Origin of the sequence: Comamonas sp. UBA7840 (assembly GCF_002501455.1) — a bacterium.
Lineage (GTDB): Bacteria > Pseudomonadota > Gammaproteobacteria > Burkholderiales > Burkholderiaceae_C > Comamonas > Comamonas jiangduensis.
Map to the genome: position 1 here is coordinate 114,621 of NZ_DLTI01000026.1, position 21,251 is coordinate 135,871.

The following is a 21,251-nucleotide window of genomic DNA, read 5'->3' on the forward strand; positions in this document are numbered from 1 at the left end:
GCTTTGAGACAGGGTTAGCGCTGTGTGCTGCAAGCATTTGTATTGCGAAACTTAGAACGTATAGGGATGTGTCCCTGAAAACAGGAAAGAGGCTTCGATGATCAAAGTAGGTATCGTGGATGACCATGCGATTGTGCGCTCGGGACTGCGCCAGTATTTGTCTGAGCACGTGGACTTGCGCGTTGCAGGTGAGGCAAGCAATGGGCGTGAAGCGATTGATCTGGTGCGTCAGCAAGACATTGATGTGCTGGTGATGGACTTGTCCATGCCAGGGCAAAGTGGCTTGGATGCGTTGGCGATGCTGCGCGCTAAGGCGCCAGACATGGGTATCTTGATTTTGAGTGGCTACCCTGAAGAGCACTATGCGATCAATCTGATTCGCCAAGGCGCAAGTGGTTACCTGAATAAAGAGTGCGAACCCAAGGAGATTGCAGAGGCCATTCGCACGATTGCCTTGGGTCGTCGCTATCTGACGCCTACGGTGGCCGATTTGCTGGCCCAGCAGCTCAATCGCAAAGATGATGCACCGCCGCATGAGCAGCTTTCTGAGCGTGAATTTCAGGTGTTTCTGAAGCTGGCCAAGGGCGAAACTGCCGGAGACATTGCCAAGTCGCTGTCTTTGAGCGTGAAGACGGTAAGTACCTACCGCACCCGCTTGATGGAAAAGATGGCCTTGTCTTCAAATAGCGATTTGACGTACTACGCTTTGAAGAACAAGCTGATTGATTGATCATTGAGTCATCGATTCAGTGCTCGCTGTCGCGAGGATAAAAAAAGCTGGGTGATACCCAGCTTTTTTTATGCCCATTTGGTTGTCTGAAGACTCAGCCCATTTCCATGCAGAAATCCAGCAAGGACTCGATCTCATTGGATTTGTCAAAAATGGCGTCCACCCCCAATTCGGTGCATCGTTGCCTGACGTCCAAGGTGGCGTAGTTGCTGAGCACGATCACGCGTTGGCCGGGTTTGCGTTTTTGGCAGGCAGCCACCACGCCTAGGCCACTGCCTTGCCGCAAAAACAAATCGACGATGGCCAAATCCCAATCGTTGTGCGCATCCGTGAGCCATGCAGTGCCTTCGGCTTCGGTTTCTGCATAGCCGACGGGCTCAACATCTGAGAGTTCGAGCAGCGTCTCAATCAAATTTTCGCGGATCGTGGCATTGTCTTCCACGAAAAAAGTCTTGAGTGTCACGGTGCTAGTAGGGCAAGTAAAAGGGGGTTAGTGAAAACTGAGGGGCCATTTTGCATTGCTCATTTCGCAGAAGGTGTAGTCAATCTCCTACTTGTTGTTACAACAGACGGAGCACTCAGGATTTCGGCTGGTGCGCATGCGCGACCACTCCATACTTTTTCCATCTAACATCAACAGCTTGCCGACCAGTGGGTCACCAATGCCAGTGATGATTTTCAGCGCTTCTGCCGCTTGCATAGCACCAATGACACCGACCAATGGTGCCAAAACGCCCATGGTGGAGCACTGCACTTCCTCAAACTCCTCCTCAGGGGCAAACAGACAGGCATAGCACGGCGAGGTGTCTTTGCGCGGGTCAAATACCGTGATCTGCCCATCAAAGCGAATGATGGCGCCAGCCACCAAAGGAACACGGTGTTTGACACATGCCGCATTCACAGTTTGCCGTGTACGGTAGTTATCGCAGCAGTCCAAAACGACGCTGGCCTGTGAGACAAGTTCGTCAAGCAAAACGGCATCGGCATGTTGCTGGATGCATTGCACTTGGACATCGGGGTTGAGCGCCTGCAGTGCCTGTGCAGCAGACTGCACCTTGGGCTGGCCTACACGCGCCGTGGTGTGGGCAATTTGGCGCTGCAGATTGGTCAGATCGACGGTGTCATGGTCCACCAAGGTGATGTGGCCCACGCCAGAGGCAGCGAGATAAAGCGCAGCCGGGGAGCCCAAGCCACCGGCACCAATGATGAGCGCGCGTGCGTCCAGCATGGCTTGCTGGCCTTCGATGCCGACTTCGTCGAGCAGGATGTGGCGCGAGTAGCGTAGAAGTTGGTCGTCGTTCATGGTGTGTCCATGAAAAAAGCCGGGCATATATACCCGGCTGTTTTGAAAAAAGAGAGCTGCTAGCGCTTGTATTTCTTGGCTTTCAAATACTTTGGATAGTGAAATCAAGAAGCGATAAGCGCTGGCTGCTATCTTTGTTTATTCGTCCTTGTCCTTTTTCTCGGGCTCACGCTCGGTCAAAGTCTTGCTGACTTTGACGGGCAGACCCTTGAGCTGGTTCAAGGCCTGTTGCAGTTGGAAGTCCTTGGCGGAGCCAAACTCAGGCAGTCGGCGCTCCGCCACGGGTTTTTTGCTGTCCTCTTCCAGACGCTTGCGCGCTTCTTCACGCAGTTTCTCGCGTGCTGCCACGGCTTGCGCTTCGGCACTGGGGTCGCCGTTGCCGATGTGCTTTTCTAGGTCAGATTCGCGCATGCGCAGGGCAGCGTAGACATCGCCCTCTGCGGTCTCGTCCACCATCACGTCGGGCACGATGCCCTTGGCCTGGATGGATTTGCCACTGGGGGTGTAGTACAGCGCGGTCGTCAGCTTCAGGCCTGTGTCGGGGCCCAGGGGGCGCACGGTTTGCACCGAGCCCTTGCCAAACGACTGGCTGCCCATGATGGTGGCGCGCTTGTGGTCTTGCAAAGCACCGGCCACGATCTCGCTGGCCGAAGCAGAGCCTTCGTTCACCAGCACCACCAGAGGCACTTTTTTGAGTGCGGCGGGCAGGCGCTGCAGGGGATCACCCGAGCCACGGCGTGCGTAGAACTCTGGTGTGGCCTTGAAGGTGGCCTTGCTTTCTTCCAGCTGGCCATTCGTGCTGACCACCGTCACGCCTTCAGGCAAGAAGGCGGCAGAGATGGCGACTGCAGCGTCCAGCAGTCCACCGGGGTCGTTGCGCAGGTCCAGCACCAAGCCCTTGATGTTGGGGTCTTCTTTGTAGATTTCTTCAATCTTGCGCACAAAGTCGTCGACCGTGCGTTCCTGGAACTGGCTCAAGCGTACCCAGCCGTAACCGGGCTCAATCAATTTGCCCTTGACTGACTGGGTCTTGATTTCTTCGCGCGTGATGGTGACGGGGAAGCTGCGGCTTTCATCCTTGCGCAGGATGGTCAGCTCCACCTTGGTCTTGGGCTCACCCCGCATGCGCTTGACAGCATCGTTGAGGCTCAAGCTTTTGACAGCGGTGCTGTCAATTTTGGTGATCAGGTCGCCAGGCTTCAGGCCCGCGCGGTCTGCGGGAGAGCCTTCAATGGGCGAGACAATTTTGATCAGCCCATCTTCTTGCGTGATTTCAATACCTACGCCGACAAAGCGGCCGGAGGTGCCTTCGCGGAATTCCTTGAAGGTTTTTTTATCGAAATACTGCGAGTGGGGGTCCAAGCTGGACACCATGCCTGAAATGGCATCGGTGATGAGCTTTTTATCGTCCACAGCCTCGACGTAATCCGTCTTGATGATGCCGAATACAGCCGACAGCTGCTGGATTTCTTCCAGAGGAAGCGGAGAGATGCCGCCACGTGCAACCGTTTGCAAAGACACCGTGGTCAATGCACCCGCTAGAACGCCCAGCGATACCCAGCCAGCAATTTTGAGTTTTTGGCTCATAGAGACTTTAGTTTTAGATCAGCGTGGACAAATATACACGGCGCTGCCTTGCCGGTGGTGGGCCAAGGGCCCATCCACCCGTAGGCAGGTAGGGTGTTACCGATTCAAGCCTTGCCTTGTGCGGCGACAGCTGCTGCAGCTTTGGCGGCAGCTTCGGCATCGCCCAGATAGTAGCTGCGGATGGGCTTGAGGTTTTCATCCAGCTCGTACACCAGGGGGATGCCATTGGGAATGTTGACCCCAACGATAGCGTCATCTGCAATATTGTCCAAATACTTGACCAAGGCGCGGATGGAGTTACCGTGCGCGGCGATGACGATGCGCTTGCCTGCCTTGATCTGGGGGGCCAGGGTGTCGGTCCAGAACGGCACCACGCGTGCTACGGTGTCTTTGAGGCATTCGGTCAGCGGCACTTGCTCGGGGTTCAGCTCGGCGTAGCGGCGATCGCTGCGTTCGCTGCGGGCATCGGTGGGCTCCAGCGCTGGTGGCGGCACATCGTAGCTGCGGCGCCATTGCAGCACCTGGGCGTCGCCATACTGCTTCGCCATGTCAGCCTTGTTCAAGCCTTGCAGACCGCCGTAGTGGCGCTCGTTCAGGCGCCAGTCTTTACGCACAGGCAGCCAGGTGCAGTCCATCTCGTCCAAGGCGTACCACAGGGTGTGGATGGCGCGCTTGAGCACCGAGGTGTAGGCCAGGTCAAATTCGAAGCCTTCCGCCTTCAGCAGCTTGCCGGCCGACATGGCCTGAGAGACGCCGGTGGGCGTCAGGTCCACATCGGTCCAGCCAGTGAAACGGTTTTCAAGGTTCCAGGTGGACTCACCGTGGCGGATCAGTACGAGCTTGTACATGGCTTCTTTCTGCGCAAAAAACACAAAGGGATAAGGGCGTAGCCTGCTATTTTAGGCCGCAGGTGCACGCTGTACAGGGTGAGTTGTTCAGGGGGATGGCTGTGCCTTTAAAATCACCGGCTTTGCCAACCCAAGGACTGACGTGACTTTCATTGTTGAAAACTGGTATTTGATTTTGCTCGCAGTGGTCTCCGGTGGCCTGCTGCTGGTGCCAACGCTCAAGGGCGCGGGTGCTGGTTCGCTGCAGCCCAACGATGCTGTAGCCAAGATCAACCGCGAAAAAGCGGTCATCGTGGATGTGCGTGAGCCTGAGGAATATGTCAAAGGCCACATTGCGAATGCGAAAAACATCCCGCTGTCGCAACTGGACGAGCGCCTGCCCCAGGTCGCCAAGAACAAGGCTTTGCCGGTAGTGCTGGTGTGCGAGAAAGGCCCCCGTGCGGTGCGGGCACAGCAGCAGGCCAAGAAGCTGGGCTACGACAAGGCCGAGGCTTTGGCGGGTGGCATGAAGGCATGGCGCGACGCCAATTTGCCCGTGACAAAGGCTTAAGGCTGCTGGATTAATTCAACTGTCCTACCATCAAGGGGTCTTATACAAGAGGCCCCTTTTTTGTGGCCGCTGTTTTTCGAAGAAAAGGATGACTGTCATGCAAGCCGTGAAGATGTACACCACCGCCGTCTGCCCCTACTGCGTGCGCGCCAAGCAAGTGCTCAAGTCCAAGGGTGTAGAGCAGATTGAAGAAATCCGCATTGACAGCGATGCCGCCGCCCGCGCGCAGATGATGGAAATCACGGGTCGTCGTACGGTGCCGCAGATTTTCATTGGCGACACCCATGTGGGCGGTCACGATGACTTGGTGGCTCTGGATGCTAAGGGCGAGTTGGTGCCACTGCTCAACGCCTAAGCTGATTATTTGCAGGCAGGTCGCGTGCCTGCATAATGGCTGGTTAAGGTGCCCGCTCTCGCAGCCACTGCAGAGCGGGCCTTTTTATGAACGCAGCTTTGCGCAAGAAAGACTGACACCATGTCCGAACAAGCCACTCCCGTTTTCCAGATTCAACGTGTCTATCTGAAGGACATGTCGCTGGAGCAACCCAATTCCCCCGGTATCTTGCTGCAGCAAGAGCAGCCCAATGTTGATATTCAACTGGGCGTCGAAGCCACGCCCGTGGCTGAAGGCCTGTTTGAAGTGGCCGTGACCGCCACCGTGCAAACCAAGATTGAAGACAAGACCTTGTTCCTGGTGGAAGCCAAGCAAGCCGGTATTTTTGAAATCCGCAACATTCCCGAAGAGCAAATGGGTGGCGTGATTGGCGTGGCTTGCCCCCAAATCATTTACCCCTACCTGCGTGCCACTGTGGCCGACATCGTGACCCGCGCAGGCTTTCCCCCTGTGCATCTGGCAGAAATCAACTTTCAAGCCATGTACGAGCAGCAAAACGCTGCCGCCGCAGCGCAGACAGAAGGCACCGTGCAGTAAGCCACTGTCACACTGCCAGCCTGTGGGCGTGCTACAAAAGAGGGTCCCGCGTGCGGGGCCTTTTTTTATGCTTTTTTGGCCGCTAGGCCAATACATATAAGCGCTAGAAGCTATGAATTTGATTGTGATTGGTGCCGGGGCCTGGGGCACGGCATTGGCCATTGGGGCGGCACGGCACACGGCGGGGCACCAGGTCACGCTGTGGGCGCGCAATGCGCAGCAGGTGGCGGATATGCAAGCCGCTGGCAGCAACGCCCGCTATTTGCCGGGCATGGCCTTTCCGCAAGGACTGCAGTGCAGCGCGGCCCCCTTGGCCCAGGCGGTGCAGGGCATGGACCTCATCATCATCGCCACCCCCATGTCGGCGCTGCGCAGCACCCTGCAAGCGCTGGCCGAAGCCCAGGTGTCGGTGCCCGTGGCATGGTTGTGCAAAGGCTTTGAAGCTGTGCCTGCTGGCGGCAGCGGCGTGGGGCTGATGCCGCACGAAGTGTGTGCACAGGTGGCGCCTAGTTTGCTGGCCGGGGCATTGAGCGGCCCCAGCTTTGCGCAGGAGGTGGCCAAGGGCCAGCCCACCTTGTTGGTGGCAGCCAGCAAACATCCCGCCGTGCGCCAAGCACTGCTGGAGGCCTTTCACACCGGGCCGCTGCGGCTGTATGCGAACGAGGACATCGTCGGCGTGGAGGTCGGTGGGGCCGTGAAGAACGTGATGGCGATTGCCGCAGGCCTGTGCGATGGACTGGATCTGGGCCTGAACGCACGCGCGGCTTTGCTGACCCGGGGTCTGGCGGAAATGACGCGCCTGGGCGTAGCGCTGGGCGCCAAGCCCGACACCTTCATGGGCCTGAGTGGCCTGGGTGATTTGATGCTGACCGCGACGGGCGATCTGTCGCGCAACCGTAAAGTAGGCCTGCTGCTGGCGCAAGGCATGACGCTGGCGCAGGCGGTGGATTCACTGGGCCACGTGGCCGAGGGCGTGTACAGCGCGCGCACCGTGGTGCAGCGTGCCCAGGCCGTGGGCGTGGAGATGCCGATCGCTGCCACGGTGGTGGAGTTGCTGGATGGCCACATCACCCCGCAGGCCGCGGTGCAGCGCCTGATGGCACGCGACCCCAAGCGCGAAGGTCTCTAAGCAAAATCAGCCGCTAGTGCATGTACAGCAAGCGCTGGCAGCTATGAAAATTGAAAAATCAAAGGGAGCCGACAGGCTCCCTTTTTCATGTTGCGCGCTGCGCTGCAAAAAGCTTTACAGGCCCAGCTCCAGCGCCAGCAGCTCTTCCACGGTCTGGCGGCGGCGAATCAGGCGCACCTGTTCGCCATCGACCAGCACCTCCGCTGCCAGCGGGCGGGTGTTGTAGTTGCTGGACATGGACGAGCCATAGGCGCCGGTGTCGTGAATGACCAGCAAGTCGCCCACTTGCGCATCACCCAGCGCGCGTGGCAGCACCACGCCGCCGTCGCCCTGGGTGAACACGTCGCCCGACTCGCACAGCGGGCCGGCCACCACGCTGTCGCGCACGGCAGGCAGCACGCCCACGCCGCGGCGCTGGATGTGCATGCCGTGATAGCTGCCGTACATGCTGGGGCGCATCAACTCGTTAAAGCCGGTGTCGACCAGCACAAAGTGGTTGCTGCCCGCACCCTTGGTGGCGCGCACGGTGCCCAGCAGCACGCCGGATTCAGCCACCAAAAAGCGCCCGGGTTCAATTTCCAGCCCCAATGGGTGACCGATGATGGCTTCGGCCTGCTTGCGTGCTTCGTTCCACAGACCAAAGTAGTGTTCGGTGTCGATGGTGGCATCGCCTTCGCGGTAAGGGATGGACAGGCCGCCGCCCGCCGAGATGGCCTGCAGGTCATGGCCGTGTTCTTTGGCGCGCTTGACCAGTGCCACCATGGCGCCGCACACCTCTTGCAGGTGCGAGTAATCCACGCCCGAGCCAATGTGCATGTGCAGGCCCGCCAGGTGCAGGCCGTGCTGGGCGATGGCGTCCAGCGCTGCATTCAGGTCGGTGTGCCAGATGCCGTGCTTGCTGTGCTCGCCGCCGGTGTTGGTCTTGTTGCTGTGGCCGTGGCCAAAACCGGGGTTGATGCGCAGCCAGACGTGGTGGCCGGGCGAGGCCGCGCCCAGTTGGTGCAGCATGTCGATGGAGCCCGCGTTGACCGGCACCTGGTGCTCAACCACGGTGGCCAGGGTGGCAACGTCCATCACGTCGGCGGTAAAGACGATGTCTGAAGGCTCACCGCCAGCCACGTAGCCTGCTGCCACGGCGCGCAAGATTTCGCCACGCGATACCGCGTCCACCTTCACGCCTTGCTCGCGCATGAGTTTGAGGATGTGGATGTTGGAGCAGGCCTTTTGCGCAAAGCGAATGGTGTCAAACGCCTGGAGCTGGGCGATGCGCGCACGAATCACTTGGGCGTCGTAAACCCAAAGGGGGGTGCCAAATTCGTCAGCCAAATTCCACAGTTGTTCGGGCGAGAAAGAGCAAGACATAGCTTTAAATTTCCGTAGCTGCTAGCGCTTTTCCAGTAAGCGCTGGGGGCCTATGAGGGAGATAACTGCTGCCATCTTCTCTAGTTTTTTGCATGCAGTCCAATGCTTGTTTGTCAAAGTTCTATTCACTTTGGATATGCTTTGGGTATGCCGACACCCCCCCTCTCTCCCAATCCGGAACGCATTGGCCATCGCCATATTGAAGTGTTTCGTGCCTTGATGCTGGCGGGCAGTGCCACGGGCGCGGCGCAGTTGCTGTTTACCTCGCAACCTACCGTCAGCCGTGAGCTGGCGCGGCTGGAGCATTTGCTGGGCTATGCGCTGTTCGAGCGCAGCCAAGGCCGCTTGCGCCCCAATGCCCGTGCCCTGCGGCTGTGGGATGAGGTGGAGCGCAGCTGGGCCGGGCTGGACCGTGTGGTGGAACACGCCATGGCGCTGGGCCAGCCCCACCAGGCCAGCTTGAGCGTGCTGAGCATGCCGGCCTTGAGCCACGCTTTGCTGCCCGGTGCCTTGGAGCGCTTGCAACGCAACCACGGCGAGGTGGCGGTCAGTGTGGCCACGCAAGACGGCCCGCTGCTGCAGGAGTGGATGTCTGCCCAGCGTTTTGACCTGGGCCTGAGCGAAGTGGCCGAGCCACCGCCGGGCACGCGCATGCGTTCTTTACCCGCCATGGATGAGGTGGCGGTGCTGCCTGCACAGCATCCGCTGGCCGTCAAGCAGGTGCTCAGTGCGCAAGACTTTGAGGGGCAAGCGTTCATCAGTCTGGCGCGTGACGATAGCTACCGCATGCAGATTGATGCGGTGTTTGCCCAGGCAGGCGTGCAGCGCAAGATGCTGCTGGAAACGCTCAGTGCCGTGGCGGTGTGTGCCATGGTGCAGCACGGGCTGGGTGTGGCGATTGTCAATCCGCTGACTGCGCAGGCCTGTGCAGGCAGCAGCCTGGTGGTGCGGCGGCTGGCTTTTTCCATTCCGTTTCAGGTGCATATGCTGCTGCCCTTGCACCGGCCCGCAGTGTCTGAAGTGGATTGGCTGGTGCAGGCGCTGGAGGAAACCGCGCACACGGTGCGCCCGCCGCAGGCCTGAGCCAGCCTTTTGTGCCCGTGCAAAGCGGGCTGTGGGCCTTCGCTGGATGGGCCAAACTGCTGACCACCGACGGTCTCAATACCCGCGATACCTTGAAACTGCTGGACGTGGCGTGCGGTGTTCCCGCCCGCCATGGAAAAGATGTGGGCAGCAGTGGCCATGCGGCGCTGCGCATGTGGCACAGAAAGGGGTTTTTCTATGATTTTTGAATTTGCGGATTCTGAAGTATCCCGCTGCGCTTGCAAGGATGGCCGTTTGCAGCTGCATTTTTCAGCAGCACGGCTGCGCGATGCGAATGACCCACGGGCGGACACGGTCTGGGCCCCGGTGGTGCTGACGGCCGAGCACGCAGAGCCTTGGGAGGCGTTGGACACCCCGGCATGCATGGGGCGCCTGCGCCAAGGCTTTGTGCTGCACGCCAGCCAGCGCATTCAGAAATTGCCCCTGCCTTGCGAACTGCAAGGGGTGGTGACCATGGAGCTGGAGTTTGCTCAAGGGGGCGTGGTCCATGTGCGCTGCGATGGGCTATCGATTCACCCTTTGCAGGGGGGAGATAAGGTGGGTGCTTACCAGTGCTGAGGCGCGCTCAGGGGCCTTTGCCCTAGGTGGACGAGGGGCGCGCTCAGACCTCTGGAGGCTGCACCTTGGCGCGGTGTTGCGCTTGCAACTGCTGGTGGTGGGCCATGGCGTGATCGAAACTTTGCATCAGCGCCCGCCATGCCGGGTGGCGGTCACTCCAGCTGTGCAACTGGGCCAGTGCCAGCGCTGAGGCTTCAAAACTCGAGAGTTGCCCCGGCGAATGGGCTTTGCGAATGACGTAGCGGCCCGCAGGCACATCGTGCAGCGCAAGGCGTGGCAATTGCTGCAAGGCGGGGTTGAGGTACAGCATTTTGCGGCTTTTGCGCCATGTGCCGTCCAGCACGACCAAGCGCAGTTGCTGCGGCTGCGCAAGCCATACCCCCGGCAGTGCGGGAGGCGCGAGCAGCGGCAGCTGTGGATCGGGCGCAGTGGCGGGGTAGAGCAGGGCGGTGTGCACCGGGGCATCTGCTGCTTGACCGGGCCAGGGGGCATGTAGCCACTGCTGCAAGTCAGCTGCCGCAAAAACTTCTCCTACTTCCAGGCGGCTGCCTGCTACGCATTGGTGCAGCAGGCGCGCCGTGTTTTTGGCGTGCCCCACTTCCAGCTGGTGCTGCAGCACCAGCAGTTGCACCGGACTGGCTACGGTGTGGATGCAGTGGCACCAGCAGGCCTGCAAGGGGCGCAAACAGGTGGGGCACAAAGGGCGTGGAGACAAAGCGGTAGCCGTAAAAGTTGATAGCTGTTAGCGCTTGTCTGGTAAGCGCTGGAGGCTGATTTTGCTTGAATTTTTCAATCCGCCAGTCGCATGCACATGCACATGCCCTTGGCCTTGCACGGGTAGCGCGGCTACCAGGCCCTGCACTGGCAACGGGCCGCCGACTCAGCCTTCGCTGGATGGCGGTATGCGCCGGTCGTGCTCGGAAGACTGGAAAAAGTGGGCGCGTGACTGGTAAAAGCGCACTTTCTCGGCATACATGGCTTGGTCTGCGCGGTGCACCACATTTTCGATGGGCGTGCCCTCATGGCCGGTGGTGGAGCCCATGGCCATGTGGATGGGCTGTCCGGCGTAGAACTGGTTGTTCAACTCCAGCAGTGAGGCAATGCGCTCTTGCATGGCCTGAACACCGCGTTCGTCCGTGCCGGGCATCAGCACCATGAACTCATCCCCGCCGATGCGTGCAGCGCAGTCGGGCGCATCCACGGCTTTGGACAGCACTTCGCCGATGCGCCGTAGCATGGCGTCACCCGCCGCGTGGCCATGCTCGTCATTGATGGCCTTGAGGCCATTCATGTCCAAGGCAATCACGGAGACTGGCCACGGCCCTTTGCGTGTCAGGCGGTTGAGCTCTTCCGAGTAAAAAGCGCGGTTGCGCAGCTGGGTCAGTACATCGTGCTTGCCCAGGTACTCCAGGTACGCCTCGGCTTTTTTGCGGGCGGTAATGTCCACCAGCGATAGCAGCACCAGCCCCCAGTCGTTGGCATGGCTGGACATCACCGAAAACTCCAGGTGAATGTGCAGCAAGTCACCGGAGAGCGCGTAGTTCACCACCTCGCGCTGCTGCACCAGCTTGCCGTCCCACAAATCTTGCAGCTGCTCGGCAAACGAGTTGTACATCTCGCCACGAAAAATTTGGCGCAGGTTTTGCATCAGCTCGTGCTTGCTGTGCGCGCCAAACATCTTGAGGGTTTGCTGGTTCACGTCGATCACGCGGATTTCCTGCATGCAGCGCGTGACAAACTCGGGGTGCACTTTCAAAAAGGTCTTGAAATCGCTGATGCCGCGGCTGCGCACCTCGTCGAGCAAGCGTTTGACTTCCCGGAAATCCTCCACCCACAGGGATACGGGCGAGTATTCAAACAAATCGCGGGCGTAGTGCTCGCTACGCTGCAACTGCTCGGTGCTTCGCACTTCGGCAGTGATGTCTTCCAAAGAGACCAGGACACGGCTCCAGCAATGTTCATAGCCGGGCAAGATCTGGCCTCGGATCTGGACGTTGAGCGGATTGCCCCGCAGGTCGTAGTTGATGGAGCGGTTTTCAAAGCGCATCTGCCCATCCCACAGCGCCAGCAGCTCAGGCATGAGCTTGTCGAGCATGGCATCCCGAAATACTTCGCCCAAACGGCTTTGCAGCGTGGCCTGGTCGGGGGCCTGAAACAGCTCCAGCGTGTACTGGTTGACGCGCAGCACTTTGAAAGCGGCGCTGCAGCGCGCCAGACGGGAGGTGTCGGCTTGCAGGAAGGCCAGGAGATCGGTGATGCCTTCGGCACGCCATTGGTCAAACAGCCGTTTGAGTTCGCTGTAATCTTCCATCCACAGCGAAACTGGCGCGAGATTGAACATGTCCTCAAAGTCCAATCCAGTAGCAAGCGAATCCGTCATTGTGCACACCTCCGGCGCAAATTATTGCCGACTTCCTCCGGCAGGGCCTGAGGGCGCGCAAGTCTGGCGCTGAAAAATGCGCGGGTTGTGCGGCACTGCGTGGCGTACTTTTGTGCAGTGCTTCGCGGCAAGCAACTCAGGTTGGGTGCGCATCTCGCTATGCTGGTGACCTGTATGACAGCCATTGCCCCCACCACCGCGTATGTCGATATGAGCCAGCCCCTGCGGGCTGGCACGGCACGCCTGCGCCACGCTTTTGCCCATCCCCGCGCAGTCCTGCAAGCACACACGCCGCAGGCGCTGCAAAACCTTTTGCAGCAAGTGGAGCAAGCAGCCCGCACCGGTGCCTGGTGCGTGGGGGGCTTGCGCTATGAGGCGGCCAGTGCGTTGAATGCGGCGTTGCCTACCCAGCCTGCCGCAGCGCCTTTGGCGTGGTTTGCCGTGTTTGATGCGCCCCTGGATAGCGCTCCTGAAAATGATGGTGCATGCCAAGCCACGCCTGCGCTAGCGTGGGAAAGTGGCTTGAACTATGCGCAGTTTGAAATAGTGATCGAGGCCATCCACAGCGGCATTGCGCAAGGCAACTATTACCAAATCAACTTCACGCAGCAGTTGCACGGCCAGGCCTCCCAGGCGGTGGATGGCGCAGCGTTGTTCGCTGCTTTGCAGCAGGCACAGCCGGGTGGTTATGCGCTGTATGTCGACATGGGGGCTGAGCAAGTGGCCTCGGTCTCCCCCGAGCTGTTTTTTGACTGGCACCAGCCCGCCAATGGCAGCGGCGACATTTTGACCCGCCCGATGAAGGGCACTGCCGCACGCGGCGCAACGGCTGCACAAGACGCCGCGCAGGCGCAGCATTTGCAAACTTCGGTCAAAGAGCGGGCCGAGAATGTGATGATTGTGGATTTGCTGCGCAACGACTTGGGCCAGATGGCCGAGGTGGGCAGCGTGCACGTGCCCAGTTTGTTTGATGTGCAGGCCCTGCCCAGTGTGTGGCAGATGACGTCGGATGTGCGCGCACGCTTGCCCCAAGGCACCTCGTTGCTACAGGTGGTGAAAGCCTTGTTTCCTTGTGGCTCTGTTACGGGCGCACCCAAGCGGGCCGCCATGCAGGCTATTGCTGCGCTGGAGGCTGAGCCGCGTGGTTGGTACTGTGGGGCGCTGGGGGTGGTGCGCTCGGACGGCGCAGGGGGCATCCGTGCCACCTTTAACGTGCCAATTCGCACCGTGGTGGTGCAGGGCGAGGCACGGCAAACGCTGCGCTGCGGTATTGGCAGCGGCATCACTGCCAGCGCGTATGCGCAGGGGGAATGGCAAGAATGGCGCGCCAAGCGTGCATTTGTGGAAAGAGTGAGTATGAGCTTTGAGGTCATCACCACCATGGCGCTGGAAGCAGGGTACTTTCGCCACCTGCCTTGGCATGTGCAGCGTTTGCAAGCAGCGGCGCAGTATTTTGGCTACCCCTTCCACGACGCGGCTTTGCAGCTCACCCTGCAGCACATCCAAGCTACCCACCCCAGCGGTGTGTGGCGCGTACGTATCGCCTTGGGCAAGAACGGTTTGTTCGACAGTCGGGTGGAAGTGTGCAGCCCTGGGCCGCCACTGGCGTATCTGCAATTGGCGCCGGCCCCTTTGGCAGAGGCGCACAGCGAGTTTGTGCGCTTTAAAACCAGCCGCCGTGTGCATTACGAGCGCTTTGCGCCGCCGCCCCATCTGTTGGACACCGTGTTGTGGAACGAAGCGGGCGAAATCACCGAGGGCACGCGCGGCAATGTGGCGGCGTGGATCGATGGGCAATGGGTGACGCCTGCGCTGCACTGTGGTTTGCTGAATGGCGTGGGCCGCCAAGTAGCACTGGCCGAAGGCCGCCTGGTGGAGGGTGTGATCCGCGTGGCAGATGTTCCGCATATTCAGCAGTGGGCGTTTATCAATAGTTTGAGAGGCTGGGTGCCGGCCCAGATGGTTGCTGCGTCGCAAGGCGGCGATGGGGAGGGCGGATGACAGCCTGATGGGTGGAAAGCCCTGTTGCACTGCGCGCAAGGACAGGCTGAAATGCAAACACGCATATGTTTTTTGCAGAGAGGTGTTTTATGACCACAGTTGCAGAGATTCTCAAATCCAAGGCAGACCCTGCCGTTTATGCTGCCGCCCCATCGGATACGGTGTATAGCGCGTTGCGCTTGATGGCTGACAAGGGCATTGGTGCCCTGCTGGTCAAAGAGGGGGACACGATTGTGGGGATCTTCACCGAGCGTGACTACGCACGCAAAGTGGCACTGCTGGGGCGTACGTCTGACCAGACCCGTGTGCGCGATGTGATGACCGATGCCGTGTTGTTTGTGGAGCCTTCTCAGACCACCGATGCGTGCATGCAACTGATGACTTCCAAACGCCTGCGCCACTTGCCCGTGATGGACGGCGGGCAGTTGGTGGGTCTGATCTCGATTGGTGACCTGGTCAAGCAAATCATCTCTGAGCAGCAGTTCACCATTGCGCAGCTGGAGCATTACATCCACGGTGGCGTGCATTCGTAGCCTTTGAAACAGGCGACAGCCCTGCACGCGGAGCATCAAAAAGGCCATGGTCAAACGACCATGGCCTTTTTTGCTGGAGCACGTGGCGCTCAGCGTTCAGTGCTCAGAGCGCCTCGCCCGGGAGCGAAGTAGCGCAGTCGTGCAGCCGTGCAGGCTGGGCGGAGCCTTACAGCTTGCCCTTGAAGTAGCTGGGTTTGTCCATGTCCACAATGTCTACGCTCAGTTGCACCTGCAGCCCGGCTTGCGCAGGAATCTCTGCTTTCAACACTGCAGCCAGGCGGTCTGAGAGCTCTTTCTTCACTTCAGCCGTGCGCCCGGCCATCAGGCGCAGTTCCACGTGGGCAAAGGCGCGGCCTGCATTGTTGCGGCCAATTTGGTAGCTGCTCAGCGCGGCAATACGGGCTTTGACATCGGCTTCATCGGCCACGGTGGGGTGGTCGCAGACGGCGTTGGTCAGTGCAGCCATCAGCGTGGTGTCGTTGATGCCTTGCAGGTTGTTGGTGTATTCCACGGTCATGTGGGGCATGGTGTTCTCCTGGTTGTGGTGTCAAATTTGGCGCTCATTGTGCCTCGACCGGCGGCAGGAAATCGGCCAACACCCCCAAGGCATCCACGAGGGCGGCCACATCCGCAGCCGTGTGCGCGGCCGACAAGGCGATGCGCAGGCGCGCCGTGCCCGCCGGCACGGTGGGCGGGCGGATGGCCGCCACCCACAGGCCGCGCTGGCGCAGGCTTTCCATCAGCGCCAGGGCGGCGCCGTTGTCGCCGATGACCAGGGCCTGGATGGGCGTGTCCGAGGGCAGCAGGCGCCAGCCGGTGCGCGCCAGCAGCGGCTGCAGCCCCGTGCGCAGCTGCTGGATACGGGCCTGCAGCTGTACACGCAGGGCATCGCCGTCCGCGATGACCCGCAGGCTGGCCTGCAGCGCGCGGGCCAGCAGGGCCGGTGCGGCCGTGGCGAAGGTGTAGCTGCGCGTGGTCTGCAGCAGCCATTCGATCAGGTCTTCGCTGCCGGCCACCAGCCCGCCGGCCGCGCCGGCGGCCTTGCTCAGCGTGGCCATGTACAGCACGCGCGGGCTGGCGTGGGCGCCTGTCAGACCGGCGGCGGCCAGGCTGCCCCGGCCTTGCGGGCCGCGGATGCCCAGGCCGTGCGCGTCGTCCAGCATCAGCAGGGCGTCGTAGCGTTCGCACAGGGCCAGCAGGCCGGGGATGTCGGCCACATCGCCATCCATGCTGAACACGGCATCGCTGACCACCAGCTTGCGTGCGCAGGGGCTGGCGGCCAGCAGGGCTTCCAGGGCGGCCAGGTCGCCATGCGGGTAACGCTGGATGCTGGCGCGTGACAGGCGGCAGCCGTCGATCAGGCTGGCGTGGTTCAGTGCGTCCGAAAAAATACCATCACCCGCACCGACCAGGGCCGGGATGACGCTGGCATTGGTGGCAAAGCCGGCATAGAAGTACAGCGCGCGTGGCAGCTGCAGAAACTGCGCCAGCTCCTGCTCCAGCGCCGCATTCGCCGTGCTGTGGCCGCTGACCATGGGCGAGCCGCCCGAGCCCACGCCAAAGTGCAGCGCCGCGTCGCGTGCGGCCTCGATCAGCACCGGGTGCAGGGCCAGGCCCAGGTAGTCGTTGCTGCAGAACTGCAGCATGGGCTGGCCATTGACGGTGATGTGTGCACCCTGCTGCGGCGCCACGGTGCGGCGGGTGCGGCGCAGTTGCTGGGCATCCAGCGCCGCCAGCTGCCGGGGCAGGGCCTGCAGCCAGGAGGTGGGGGAGAGGGTGTTCATGGCTGGGAAGGAGGAGTCATTGCCACGCCTGGGGCAGTTGGACGGGGACGGCGAGCGCATCGGGCTGCGCTTGCCAGGGAAGGTCGGCCAGCAGTGGCGCACCCAGGTGCTGGCGCAGGTAGGCCAGGCTGGCCTCGGGTTCGCGCATCTGCGGATCGACGCGGCTGGCGATCCAGCCCGCCAGCGGCAGCCCGCTGGCGCGGATGGCATCTGCCGTCAGCAGGGCGTGGTTGATGCAGCCCAGCCGCAGGCCGACCACCAGCACCACTGGCAACTGCAGCGCCACGGCCAGATCGGCGATGCGCAGGTGGGGGGACAGAGGCACCTGCCAGCCGCCTGCGCCTTCGACCACCACGGCATCGGCCTGGGCCGCCAGTTGCTGGTAGGCCTGCAGGATGGGGGCCAGCTGCACGGTGACGCCCGCGCGTTCGGCAGCGATGTGGGGCGAGACCGGGTCGGGCAGCAGCACCGGGTTGTCTAGCTGCGGCGGCACCACCAGCGTGGAGGCCGCGCGCAGCGCCAGGCTGTCCTCGTTGGCCCAGCCGCCCCGGCCATCCGGCTCGGCGCCGGAGGCCACCGGTTTCATGCCCACCACCCGGCGGTGGTGCCGCGCCAGGGCATGCAGCAGGGCGCAGCTGGACAGGGTCTTGCCGACGCCGGTGTCGGTGCCGGTGACAAAGCAGGCAATCATGGTTGGAGGCTCCTGGTCAGTGATTTTTTAGGTGGGGTGTGGTGTTGGCGGCAGAGGCAGGGAGTTCGCCCCGGCGGGCGAGTCGCTTTCTTTTGTTTCGCCCAATCAAAGGAGGCAAAGCCAAGGCGACTCTGCCGAGTGCTTTGCCGTGGAGCTCGCTACGCGCCGCAGGCGCTGCGCTCAGACAGCCACGGAAATTCAGGTGGCGGGTGGCAGTCCTGTCTCGCAGCGCTGCTGCGGCAGGCCTGCGGGAAGAGCCAGCGCTGTGACGAAGCATGCAGATGTAAAGAGGCATAGCGCCACCCGTGCGCGCGCAAGCGTCGCGCACCACAAGGATGCCCTTCTGATTTCCGGCGGCTGTGTGAGCGCAGCGCCTGCGGCGCGCAGCGAGTTCCGCCGGACAGCCGTCGGCAGACGCGCTTCTTTGGTTACTTTCTTGTAGCGTACAAGAAAGTAACTCGGCCGCCGGGACGAATTCCCGGCTTCTGTCCTTCAACATGGCACGTCCTCGGAAAGTAAAAATAAAGCTTTTAGGCCTCTAGCACTTGCAGGGACTACGCCTGCAGCTCTGCTTCTTGCAGCAAGCAGTCCTCCAGCGCTGCCAGCGCCTGGGTTGTCAGGTGCTGCACCTCGTCGGCATCCAGCACATACGGCGGCATGCAGTACAGCGTGTGGCCGATGGGCCGCAGCAGCAACCCGCGGGCGCGCGCGGCGGCGTGGTAGTGCTGGGCAAAGTCGGGCAGCACCGTCTCCACATCCCAGGCCCAGACCATGCCCATGTGGCGGGCATGGCGCACGCGGGGGTGGGCGTTGAGCGGGGCGAAGGCGGTGGTCAGCTGTGCCGCCAGCGCACGGTTGGCCTGCAGGGTGTCGAGTTGCTCGAACAGCTCCAGCGTGGCCAGGGCGGCGCGGCAGGCCAGCGGGTTGCCGGTGTAGGAGTGCGAGTGCAGAAAGGCCCGCGCCGCCTCGGTGCCGTAGAAGGCCTGGTATACAGCGTCCGTGGTCAGCACCGCCGACAGCGGCAGGGTGCCGCCGGTCAGGCCCTTGGACAGGCAGATGAAATCTGGCGTGATGCCGGCCTGCTGGTGGGCAAACAGGCTGCCCGTGCGGCCAAAGCCGGTGGCGATCTCGTCCACCACCAGGTGCACCTGGTAGCGGTCGCACAGCGCGCGGGCCTGGCGCAGGTAGGCGGGGTCGTACATGGCCATGCCGGCGGCACACTGGATCAGCGGCTCCACGATCAGCGCGGCGGTCTGGGCGTGGTGCCGCTGCAGCCAGGCCTCCAGCGCCGCAGCGGCGCGGTGGGCCACGTCGGCGGCGGTTTCACCCGGCTGGGCGGCGCGCGCATCGGGGCTGGGCACGGTGGCGGACAGGCGCACCAGGGGCGCGTAGGCGCTGCGGAAGATGGGCACATCGGTGACGGACAGCGCCCCCACGGTCTCGCCGTGGTAACCCCCGGTCAGGCCGACAAAGCCGTTCTTTTCGGGCCGGCCGACGTTGCGCCAGTAGTGGGTGCTCATCTTCAGCGCCATTTCGGTAGCCGACGCGCCGTCGCTGCCATAGCTGGCGTGGCCCAGGCCGGTCAGCGCGGCCAGCTTTTCCGACAGCTCGACCACAGCCGCGTGGGTGCAGCCGGCCAGCATGACGTGGTCCAGCTGCTGCAGCTGATCGCTCAGCGCGGCACGGATGTGCGGGTGGCTGTGGCCGAACAGGTTGACCCACCAGGAGCTGATGGCATCCAGGTAGCGGTGGCCTGCGGTGTCATACAGCCACGGCCCCTGCGCACGTGCGACGGCCAGTAGGGGCTCGGTCTCGTGCCGCTTCATGGGGGTGCAGGGGTGCCAGACGGCCGCGAGGCTGCGGCTGGCGAGGTCAGAGGGTGTCATTGCAATAACTCCTGAACGTGTGGCGAGAGGCATGCTTCAGCCGCTTGTTTGTAAAAAGTAGAGCGGTTGGTGCTGGCTGGTCGTGGGTTTCGTGGCTTGAAAGCGTTGAGCGGAATTTGTCGACAGAGGCCGGGATTTCGCCCCGGCGGGCGACCTCCTTTCATTTGTCTCGCCAAATGAAAGGAGGCAAAGCAAAGGCGACTCTGCCGAGCGCTTTGCCGTGGAACTCGCTGCGCGCCGCAGGCGCTGCGCTCGGACAGCCACGGCAAGTCAGGTGGACAAAGCAGACCTGTCTCGCAGCGCTGCTGCTGCAGGCCTGCGGAGAGCATCGGCGTTGTGCTGAAGCATGCAGGCGTAAAGAGGCACAGCGCTACCCGTGCGCGCGCAAGCGTCGCGCACCGCGAGGAAGTCCTTCTGATTTCCGGCGGCTGTGTGAGCAGAGCGACGTAGGCGCGTAGCGAGTTCCGCCGGACAGCCGCCTGCCAGGCTCGCCTTTTCTTTGGTCACTTTCTTTTGGCGAAGCAAAAGAAAGCGACTCGCCAGCCGGGGCGAACTCCCGGCCTCTGCCCCTGCATGAGGAATGGACGTTAGTCCATGGGCGGATGCAAACCAAATCAGCGTTAAACCCACTACCTACCGGCGCAATCAGCTCCTCTTTTTCAAGCGATCTTCATTCCACCGTGGTAGTAGTCTTCAGCCCCTGCAACCCCAGCTTGCGCAGCAACGTGGTGTCTGCCTCGACATCGGGGTTGCCCGTCACCAGCAGCTTGTCGCCGTAGAAGATGGAGTTGGCGCCGGCCATGAAGCACAGCGCCTGCACGGCCTCGCCCAGTTGTTGGCGGCCGGCCGACAGGCGCACGCGCGCGGTGGGCATGGTGATGCGGGCCACGGCAATCACGCGCACGAAGTCCAAGGGATCCACCGGTTCGCTGTCGGCCAGCGGCGTGCCGGGTACGCGCACCAGGCTGTTGATGGGCACGGACTCGGGGTAGGGATTCAGATTGGCCAGCTGCGCGATCAGCCCGGCGCGGTGCACCGGCGCTTCACCCATGCCGATGATGCCGCCGCAGCAGACGCTGATGCCGGCGCCGCGCACGGCGGCCAGGGTGTCCAGGCGGTCTTGGTACTGGCGGGTGCTGACCACGTCCTGGTAGTACTCGGGCGCTGTGTCCAGGTTGTGGTTGTAGTAGTCCAGGCCGGCCTCGCGCAGCGACTGGGCCTGGTGGGGCTGCAGCATGCCCAAGGTGGCGCAGGTCTGCAGGCCCAGGCCTTTCACGGCAGCGATCAGCGCGTTCATCTTCTCGATGTCGCGGTCCTTGGGCGCACGCCAGGCGGCGCCCATGCAAAAACGGGTGGCACCGGCATCCTGCGCGGCCTTGGCGGCGCGGGTAACCTCCTCCACGCTCATCAGCTTTTCGGCCTTCACGCCGGTGTCGAACTCGGCCGCCTGCGGGCAGTAGCCGCAGTTCTCGGGGCAGCCGCCGGTCTTGACCGACAGCAGCGTGGCCAGCTCGATCTCGCCATCGGGCCAGTGCTGGCGGTGCACGGTCTGGGCGCGGTACAGCAGCTCCATGAAGGGCAGGTCCAGCAGTTGCTGGACGGCCTCGACCGACCAGCGCTGGTGGCCGCTGTCGGCCGCCACAGCGGCGGCGGGCGGGTGCCAGTGCATGGGCTGTGCCTGAGTGGCATGAACGGATGCGGGGGAAGCGCAAGTCTCGCTGGGGTGGGACATGGAATGGTTCCTCGAAAAGCCTGCAAGCAGGGATGCCATTCATTGTCAGCACAAAAAAATTATTTTTTCAACGTGCGCTGCAGATAGTTGGGTTGAAAGACGTTGTCGTTGATTGAGATAACTTTGTCGTCTACTTAAGTGA

General features: G+C 61.9%; 22 protein-coding genes. 10 read left to right on the forward strand and 12 right to left on the reverse strand.

All coding sequences use genetic code 11. The features are described from left to right. Positions 1-97 precede the first annotated feature (97 nt). Positions 98-730 (forward strand): response regulator, encoded by a 633-nt coding sequence (locus B3R00_RS09950; RefSeq protein ID WP_219162649.1) that lies wholly within the window; start codon positions 98-100, stop codon positions 728-730. Between the two features lie 94 nt (positions 731-824). Here the strand turns inward: B3R00_RS09950 and B3R00_RS09955 are convergent, their stop codons facing one another. From B3R00_RS09955 to gpmA, 4 genes are all read right to left on the reverse strand, one after another. After that, positions 825-1,193: a response regulator gene (locus B3R00_RS09955; RefSeq protein WP_286998879.1), complete on the reverse strand. Its 369-nt coding sequence runs from the start codon at positions 1,191-1,193 to the stop codon at positions 825-827. Between the two features lie 87 nt (positions 1,194-1,280). Continuing rightward, a complete protein-coding gene (locus tag B3R00_RS09960) occupies positions 1,281-2,033 on the reverse strand; it encodes a HesA/MoeB/ThiF family protein (RefSeq protein ID WP_286998880.1) in 753 nt (250 codons plus the stop codon). A 138-nt stretch (positions 2,034-2,171) separates the two neighbouring features. Continuing rightward, the gene (locus tag B3R00_RS09965) at positions 2,172-3,620 is read right to left on the reverse strand and encodes a S41 family peptidase (protein ID WP_219162646.1); all 1,449 of its coding nucleotides are present in this window, start codon (positions 3,618-3,620) and stop codon (positions 2,172-2,174) included. Positions 3,621-3,724: 104 nt separating this feature from the next. Beyond that, complete coding sequence (gene gpmA, locus B3R00_RS09970) at positions 3,725-4,468, reverse strand: 2,3-diphosphoglycerate-dependent phosphoglycerate mutase (RefSeq protein ID WP_174862912.1); 744 nt, start codon at positions 4,466-4,468, stop codon at positions 3,725-3,727. 142 nt (positions 4,469-4,610) lie between these two features. On the opposite strand from gpmA, the gene B3R00_RS09975 reads away from it, so the two are divergent. The 4 genes from B3R00_RS09975 (at position 4,611) to B3R00_RS09990 (ending at position 7,078) form a co-directional block, all read left to right on the forward strand. After that, positions 4,611-5,018: a rhodanese-like domain-containing protein gene (locus B3R00_RS09975; RefSeq protein ID WP_174862913.1), complete on the forward strand. Its 408-nt coding sequence runs from the start codon at positions 4,611-4,613 to the stop codon at positions 5,016-5,018. Positions 5,019-5,115: 97 nt separating this feature from the next. Continuing rightward, positions 5,116-5,373, forward strand: a complete 258-nt coding sequence (gene grxC, locus B3R00_RS09980; protein WP_174862914.1) for a glutaredoxin 3 — start codon at positions 5,116-5,118, stop codon at positions 5,371-5,373. Positions 5,374-5,493: 120 nt separating this feature from the next. Next, a complete protein-coding gene (secB, locus tag B3R00_RS09985) occupies positions 5,494-5,949 on the forward strand; it encodes a protein-export chaperone SecB (protein ID WP_219162645.1) in 456 nt (151 codons plus the stop codon). 112 nt (positions 5,950-6,061) lie between these two features. Continuing rightward, positions 6,062-7,078: an NAD(P)H-dependent glycerol-3-phosphate dehydrogenase gene (locus tag B3R00_RS09990; protein ID WP_286998881.1), complete on the forward strand. Its 1,017-nt coding sequence runs from the start codon at positions 6,062-6,064 to the stop codon at positions 7,076-7,078. A gap of 114 nt (positions 7,079-7,192) precedes the next feature. Here B3R00_RS09990 and lysA read toward each other — a convergent pair whose 3' ends face one another. After that, positions 7,193-8,440, reverse strand: coding sequence for a diaminopimelate decarboxylase (gene lysA, locus B3R00_RS09995; protein ID WP_286998882.1), 1,248 nt, complete (start codon positions 8,438-8,440; stop codon positions 7,193-7,195). A gap of 147 nt (positions 8,441-8,587) precedes the next feature. On the opposite strand from lysA, the gene B3R00_RS10000 reads away from it, so the two are divergent. Genes B3R00_RS10000 through B3R00_RS10010 form a run of 3 tightly spaced genes read left to right on the forward strand, consistent with a single transcriptional unit; the run spans position 8,588 to position 10,102 of the window. Beyond that, positions 8,588-9,523 (forward strand): LysR family transcriptional regulator, encoded by a 936-nt coding sequence (locus B3R00_RS10000; protein WP_286998883.1) that lies wholly within the window; start codon positions 8,588-8,590, stop codon positions 9,521-9,523. Between the two features lie 17 nt (positions 9,524-9,540). Next, positions 9,541-9,732: a hypothetical protein gene (locus tag B3R00_RS10005; RefSeq protein ID WP_286998884.1), complete on the forward strand. Its 192-nt coding sequence runs from the start codon at positions 9,541-9,543 to the stop codon at positions 9,730-9,732. Beyond that, positions 9,722-10,102, forward strand: coding sequence for a hypothetical protein (locus tag B3R00_RS10010; protein ID WP_286998885.1), 381 nt, complete (start codon positions 9,722-9,724; stop codon positions 10,100-10,102). The genes B3R00_RS10005 and B3R00_RS10010 overlap by 11 nt, the downstream gene beginning before the upstream one ends. A 43-nt stretch (positions 10,103-10,145) precedes the next feature. Here B3R00_RS10010 and B3R00_RS10015 read toward each other — a convergent pair whose 3' ends face one another. Together B3R00_RS10015 and B3R00_RS10020 are read right to left on the reverse strand one after the other, a co-directional pair. Next, positions 10,146-10,817: a tRNA-uridine aminocarboxypropyltransferase gene (locus B3R00_RS10015; protein WP_286998886.1), complete on the reverse strand. Its 672-nt coding sequence runs from the start codon at positions 10,815-10,817 to the stop codon at positions 10,146-10,148. A gap of 165 nt (positions 10,818-10,982) precedes the next feature. After that, entirely contained in the window at positions 10,983-12,482 is a 1,500-nt protein-coding gene (locus B3R00_RS10020) for a sensor domain-containing diguanylate cyclase (protein ID WP_286998887.1), read from the reverse strand. Positions 12,483-12,656: 174 nt separating this feature from the next. Here B3R00_RS10020 and B3R00_RS10025 point away from each other — a divergent pair, with 174 nt between their 5' ends. Both B3R00_RS10025 and B3R00_RS10030 read left to right on the forward strand, forming a co-directional pair. Continuing rightward, entirely contained in the window at positions 12,657-14,483 is a 1,827-nt protein-coding gene (locus B3R00_RS10025; protein WP_286998888.1) for a chorismate-binding protein, read from the forward strand. Between the two features lie 89 nt (positions 14,484-14,572). Then, positions 14,573-15,016, forward strand: a complete 444-nt coding sequence (locus B3R00_RS10030) for a CBS domain-containing protein (RefSeq protein ID WP_286998889.1) — start codon at positions 14,573-14,575, stop codon at positions 15,014-15,016. Between the two features lie 166 nt (positions 15,017-15,182). On the opposite strand, the gene B3R00_RS10035 is transcribed toward B3R00_RS10030, so the two are convergent. The 5 genes from B3R00_RS10035 to bioB form a co-directional block, all read right to left on the reverse strand. Continuing rightward, complete coding sequence (locus B3R00_RS10035) at positions 15,183-15,542, reverse strand: 5-carboxymethyl-2-hydroxymuconate Delta-isomerase (RefSeq protein ID WP_286998890.1); 360 nt, start codon at positions 15,540-15,542, stop codon at positions 15,183-15,185. 34 nt (positions 15,543-15,576) lie between these two features. Further along, entirely contained in the window at positions 15,577-16,800 is a 1,224-nt protein-coding gene (gene bioF, locus B3R00_RS10040; protein WP_286998891.1) for an 8-amino-7-oxononanoate synthase, read from the reverse strand. A gap of 16 nt (positions 16,801-16,816) precedes the next feature. Further along, entirely contained in the window at positions 16,817-17,491 is a 675-nt protein-coding gene (gene bioD, locus B3R00_RS10045; RefSeq protein WP_286998892.1) for a dethiobiotin synthase, read from the reverse strand. 554 nt (positions 17,492-18,045) lie between these two features. After that, on the reverse strand, positions 18,046-19,377 hold the full coding sequence (bioA, locus tag B3R00_RS10050) for an adenosylmethionine--8-amino-7-oxononanoate transaminase (RefSeq protein WP_286998893.1): 1,332 nt from the start codon (positions 19,375-19,377) through the stop codon (positions 18,046-18,048). A gap of 670 nt (positions 19,378-20,047) precedes the next feature. After that, positions 20,048-21,046: a biotin synthase BioB gene (gene bioB / locus B3R00_RS10055; RefSeq protein WP_286998978.1), complete on the reverse strand. Its 999-nt coding sequence runs from the start codon at positions 21,044-21,046 to the stop codon at positions 20,048-20,050. Positions 21,047-21,251: the final 205 nt, after the last annotated feature.

Coding starts and splice junctions, on each gene's coding strand:
- B3R00_RS09950 (WP_219162649.1), top strand. CDS start 98: ATGATCAAAGTAGGTATCGTGGATGACCATGCGATTGTGCGCTCGGGA.
- B3R00_RS09960 (WP_286998880.1), bottom strand. CDS start 2,033: ATGAACGACGACCAACTTCTACGCTACTCGCGCCACATCCTGCTCGAC.
- B3R00_RS09965 (WP_219162646.1), bottom strand. CDS start 3,620: ATGAGCCAAAAACTCAAAATTGCTGGCTGGGTATCGCTGGGCGTTCTA.
- gpmA (WP_174862912.1), bottom strand. CDS start 4,468: ATGTACAAGCTCGTACTGATCCGCCACGGTGAGTCCACCTGGAACCTT.
- grxC (WP_174862914.1), top strand. CDS start 5,116: ATGCAAGCCGTGAAGATGTACACCACCGCCGTCTGCCCCTACTGCGTG.
- secB (WP_219162645.1), top strand. CDS start 5,494: ATGTCCGAACAAGCCACTCCCGTTTTCCAGATTCAACGTGTCTATCTG.
- B3R00_RS09990 (WP_286998881.1), top strand. CDS start 6,062: ATGAATTTGATTGTGATTGGTGCCGGGGCCTGGGGCACGGCATTGGCC.
- lysA (WP_286998882.1), bottom strand. CDS start 8,440: ATGTCTTGCTCTTTCTCGCCCGAACAACTGTGGAATTTGGCTGACGAA.
- B3R00_RS10000 (WP_286998883.1), top strand. CDS start 8,588: ATGCCGACACCCCCCCTCTCTCCCAATCCGGAACGCATTGGCCATCGC.
- B3R00_RS10010 (WP_286998885.1), top strand. CDS start 9,722: ATGATTTTTGAATTTGCGGATTCTGAAGTATCCCGCTGCGCTTGCAAG.
- B3R00_RS10020 (WP_286998887.1), bottom strand. CDS start 12,482: ATGACGGATTCGCTTGCTACTGGATTGGACTTTGAGGACATGTTCAAT.
- B3R00_RS10025 (WP_286998888.1), top strand. CDS start 12,657: ATGACAGCCATTGCCCCCACCACCGCGTATGTCGATATGAGCCAGCCC.
- B3R00_RS10030 (WP_286998889.1), top strand. CDS start 14,573: ATGACCACAGTTGCAGAGATTCTCAAATCCAAGGCAGACCCTGCCGTT.
- B3R00_RS10035 (WP_286998890.1), bottom strand. CDS start 15,542: ATGCCCCACATGACCGTGGAATACACCAACAACCTGCAAGGCATCAAC.
- bioF (WP_286998891.1), bottom strand. CDS start 16,800: ATGAACACCCTCTCCCCCACCTCCTGGCTGCAGGCCCTGCCCCGGCAG.
- bioD (WP_286998892.1), bottom strand. CDS start 17,491: ATGATTGCCTGCTTTGTCACCGGCACCGACACCGGCGTCGGCAAGACC.
- bioA (WP_286998893.1), bottom strand. CDS start 19,377: ATGACACCCTCTGACCTCGCCAGCCGCAGCCTCGCGGCCGTCTGGCAC.
- bioB (WP_286998978.1), bottom strand. CDS start 21,046: ATGCACTGGCACCCGCCCGCCGCCGCTGTGGCGGCCGACAGCGGCCAC.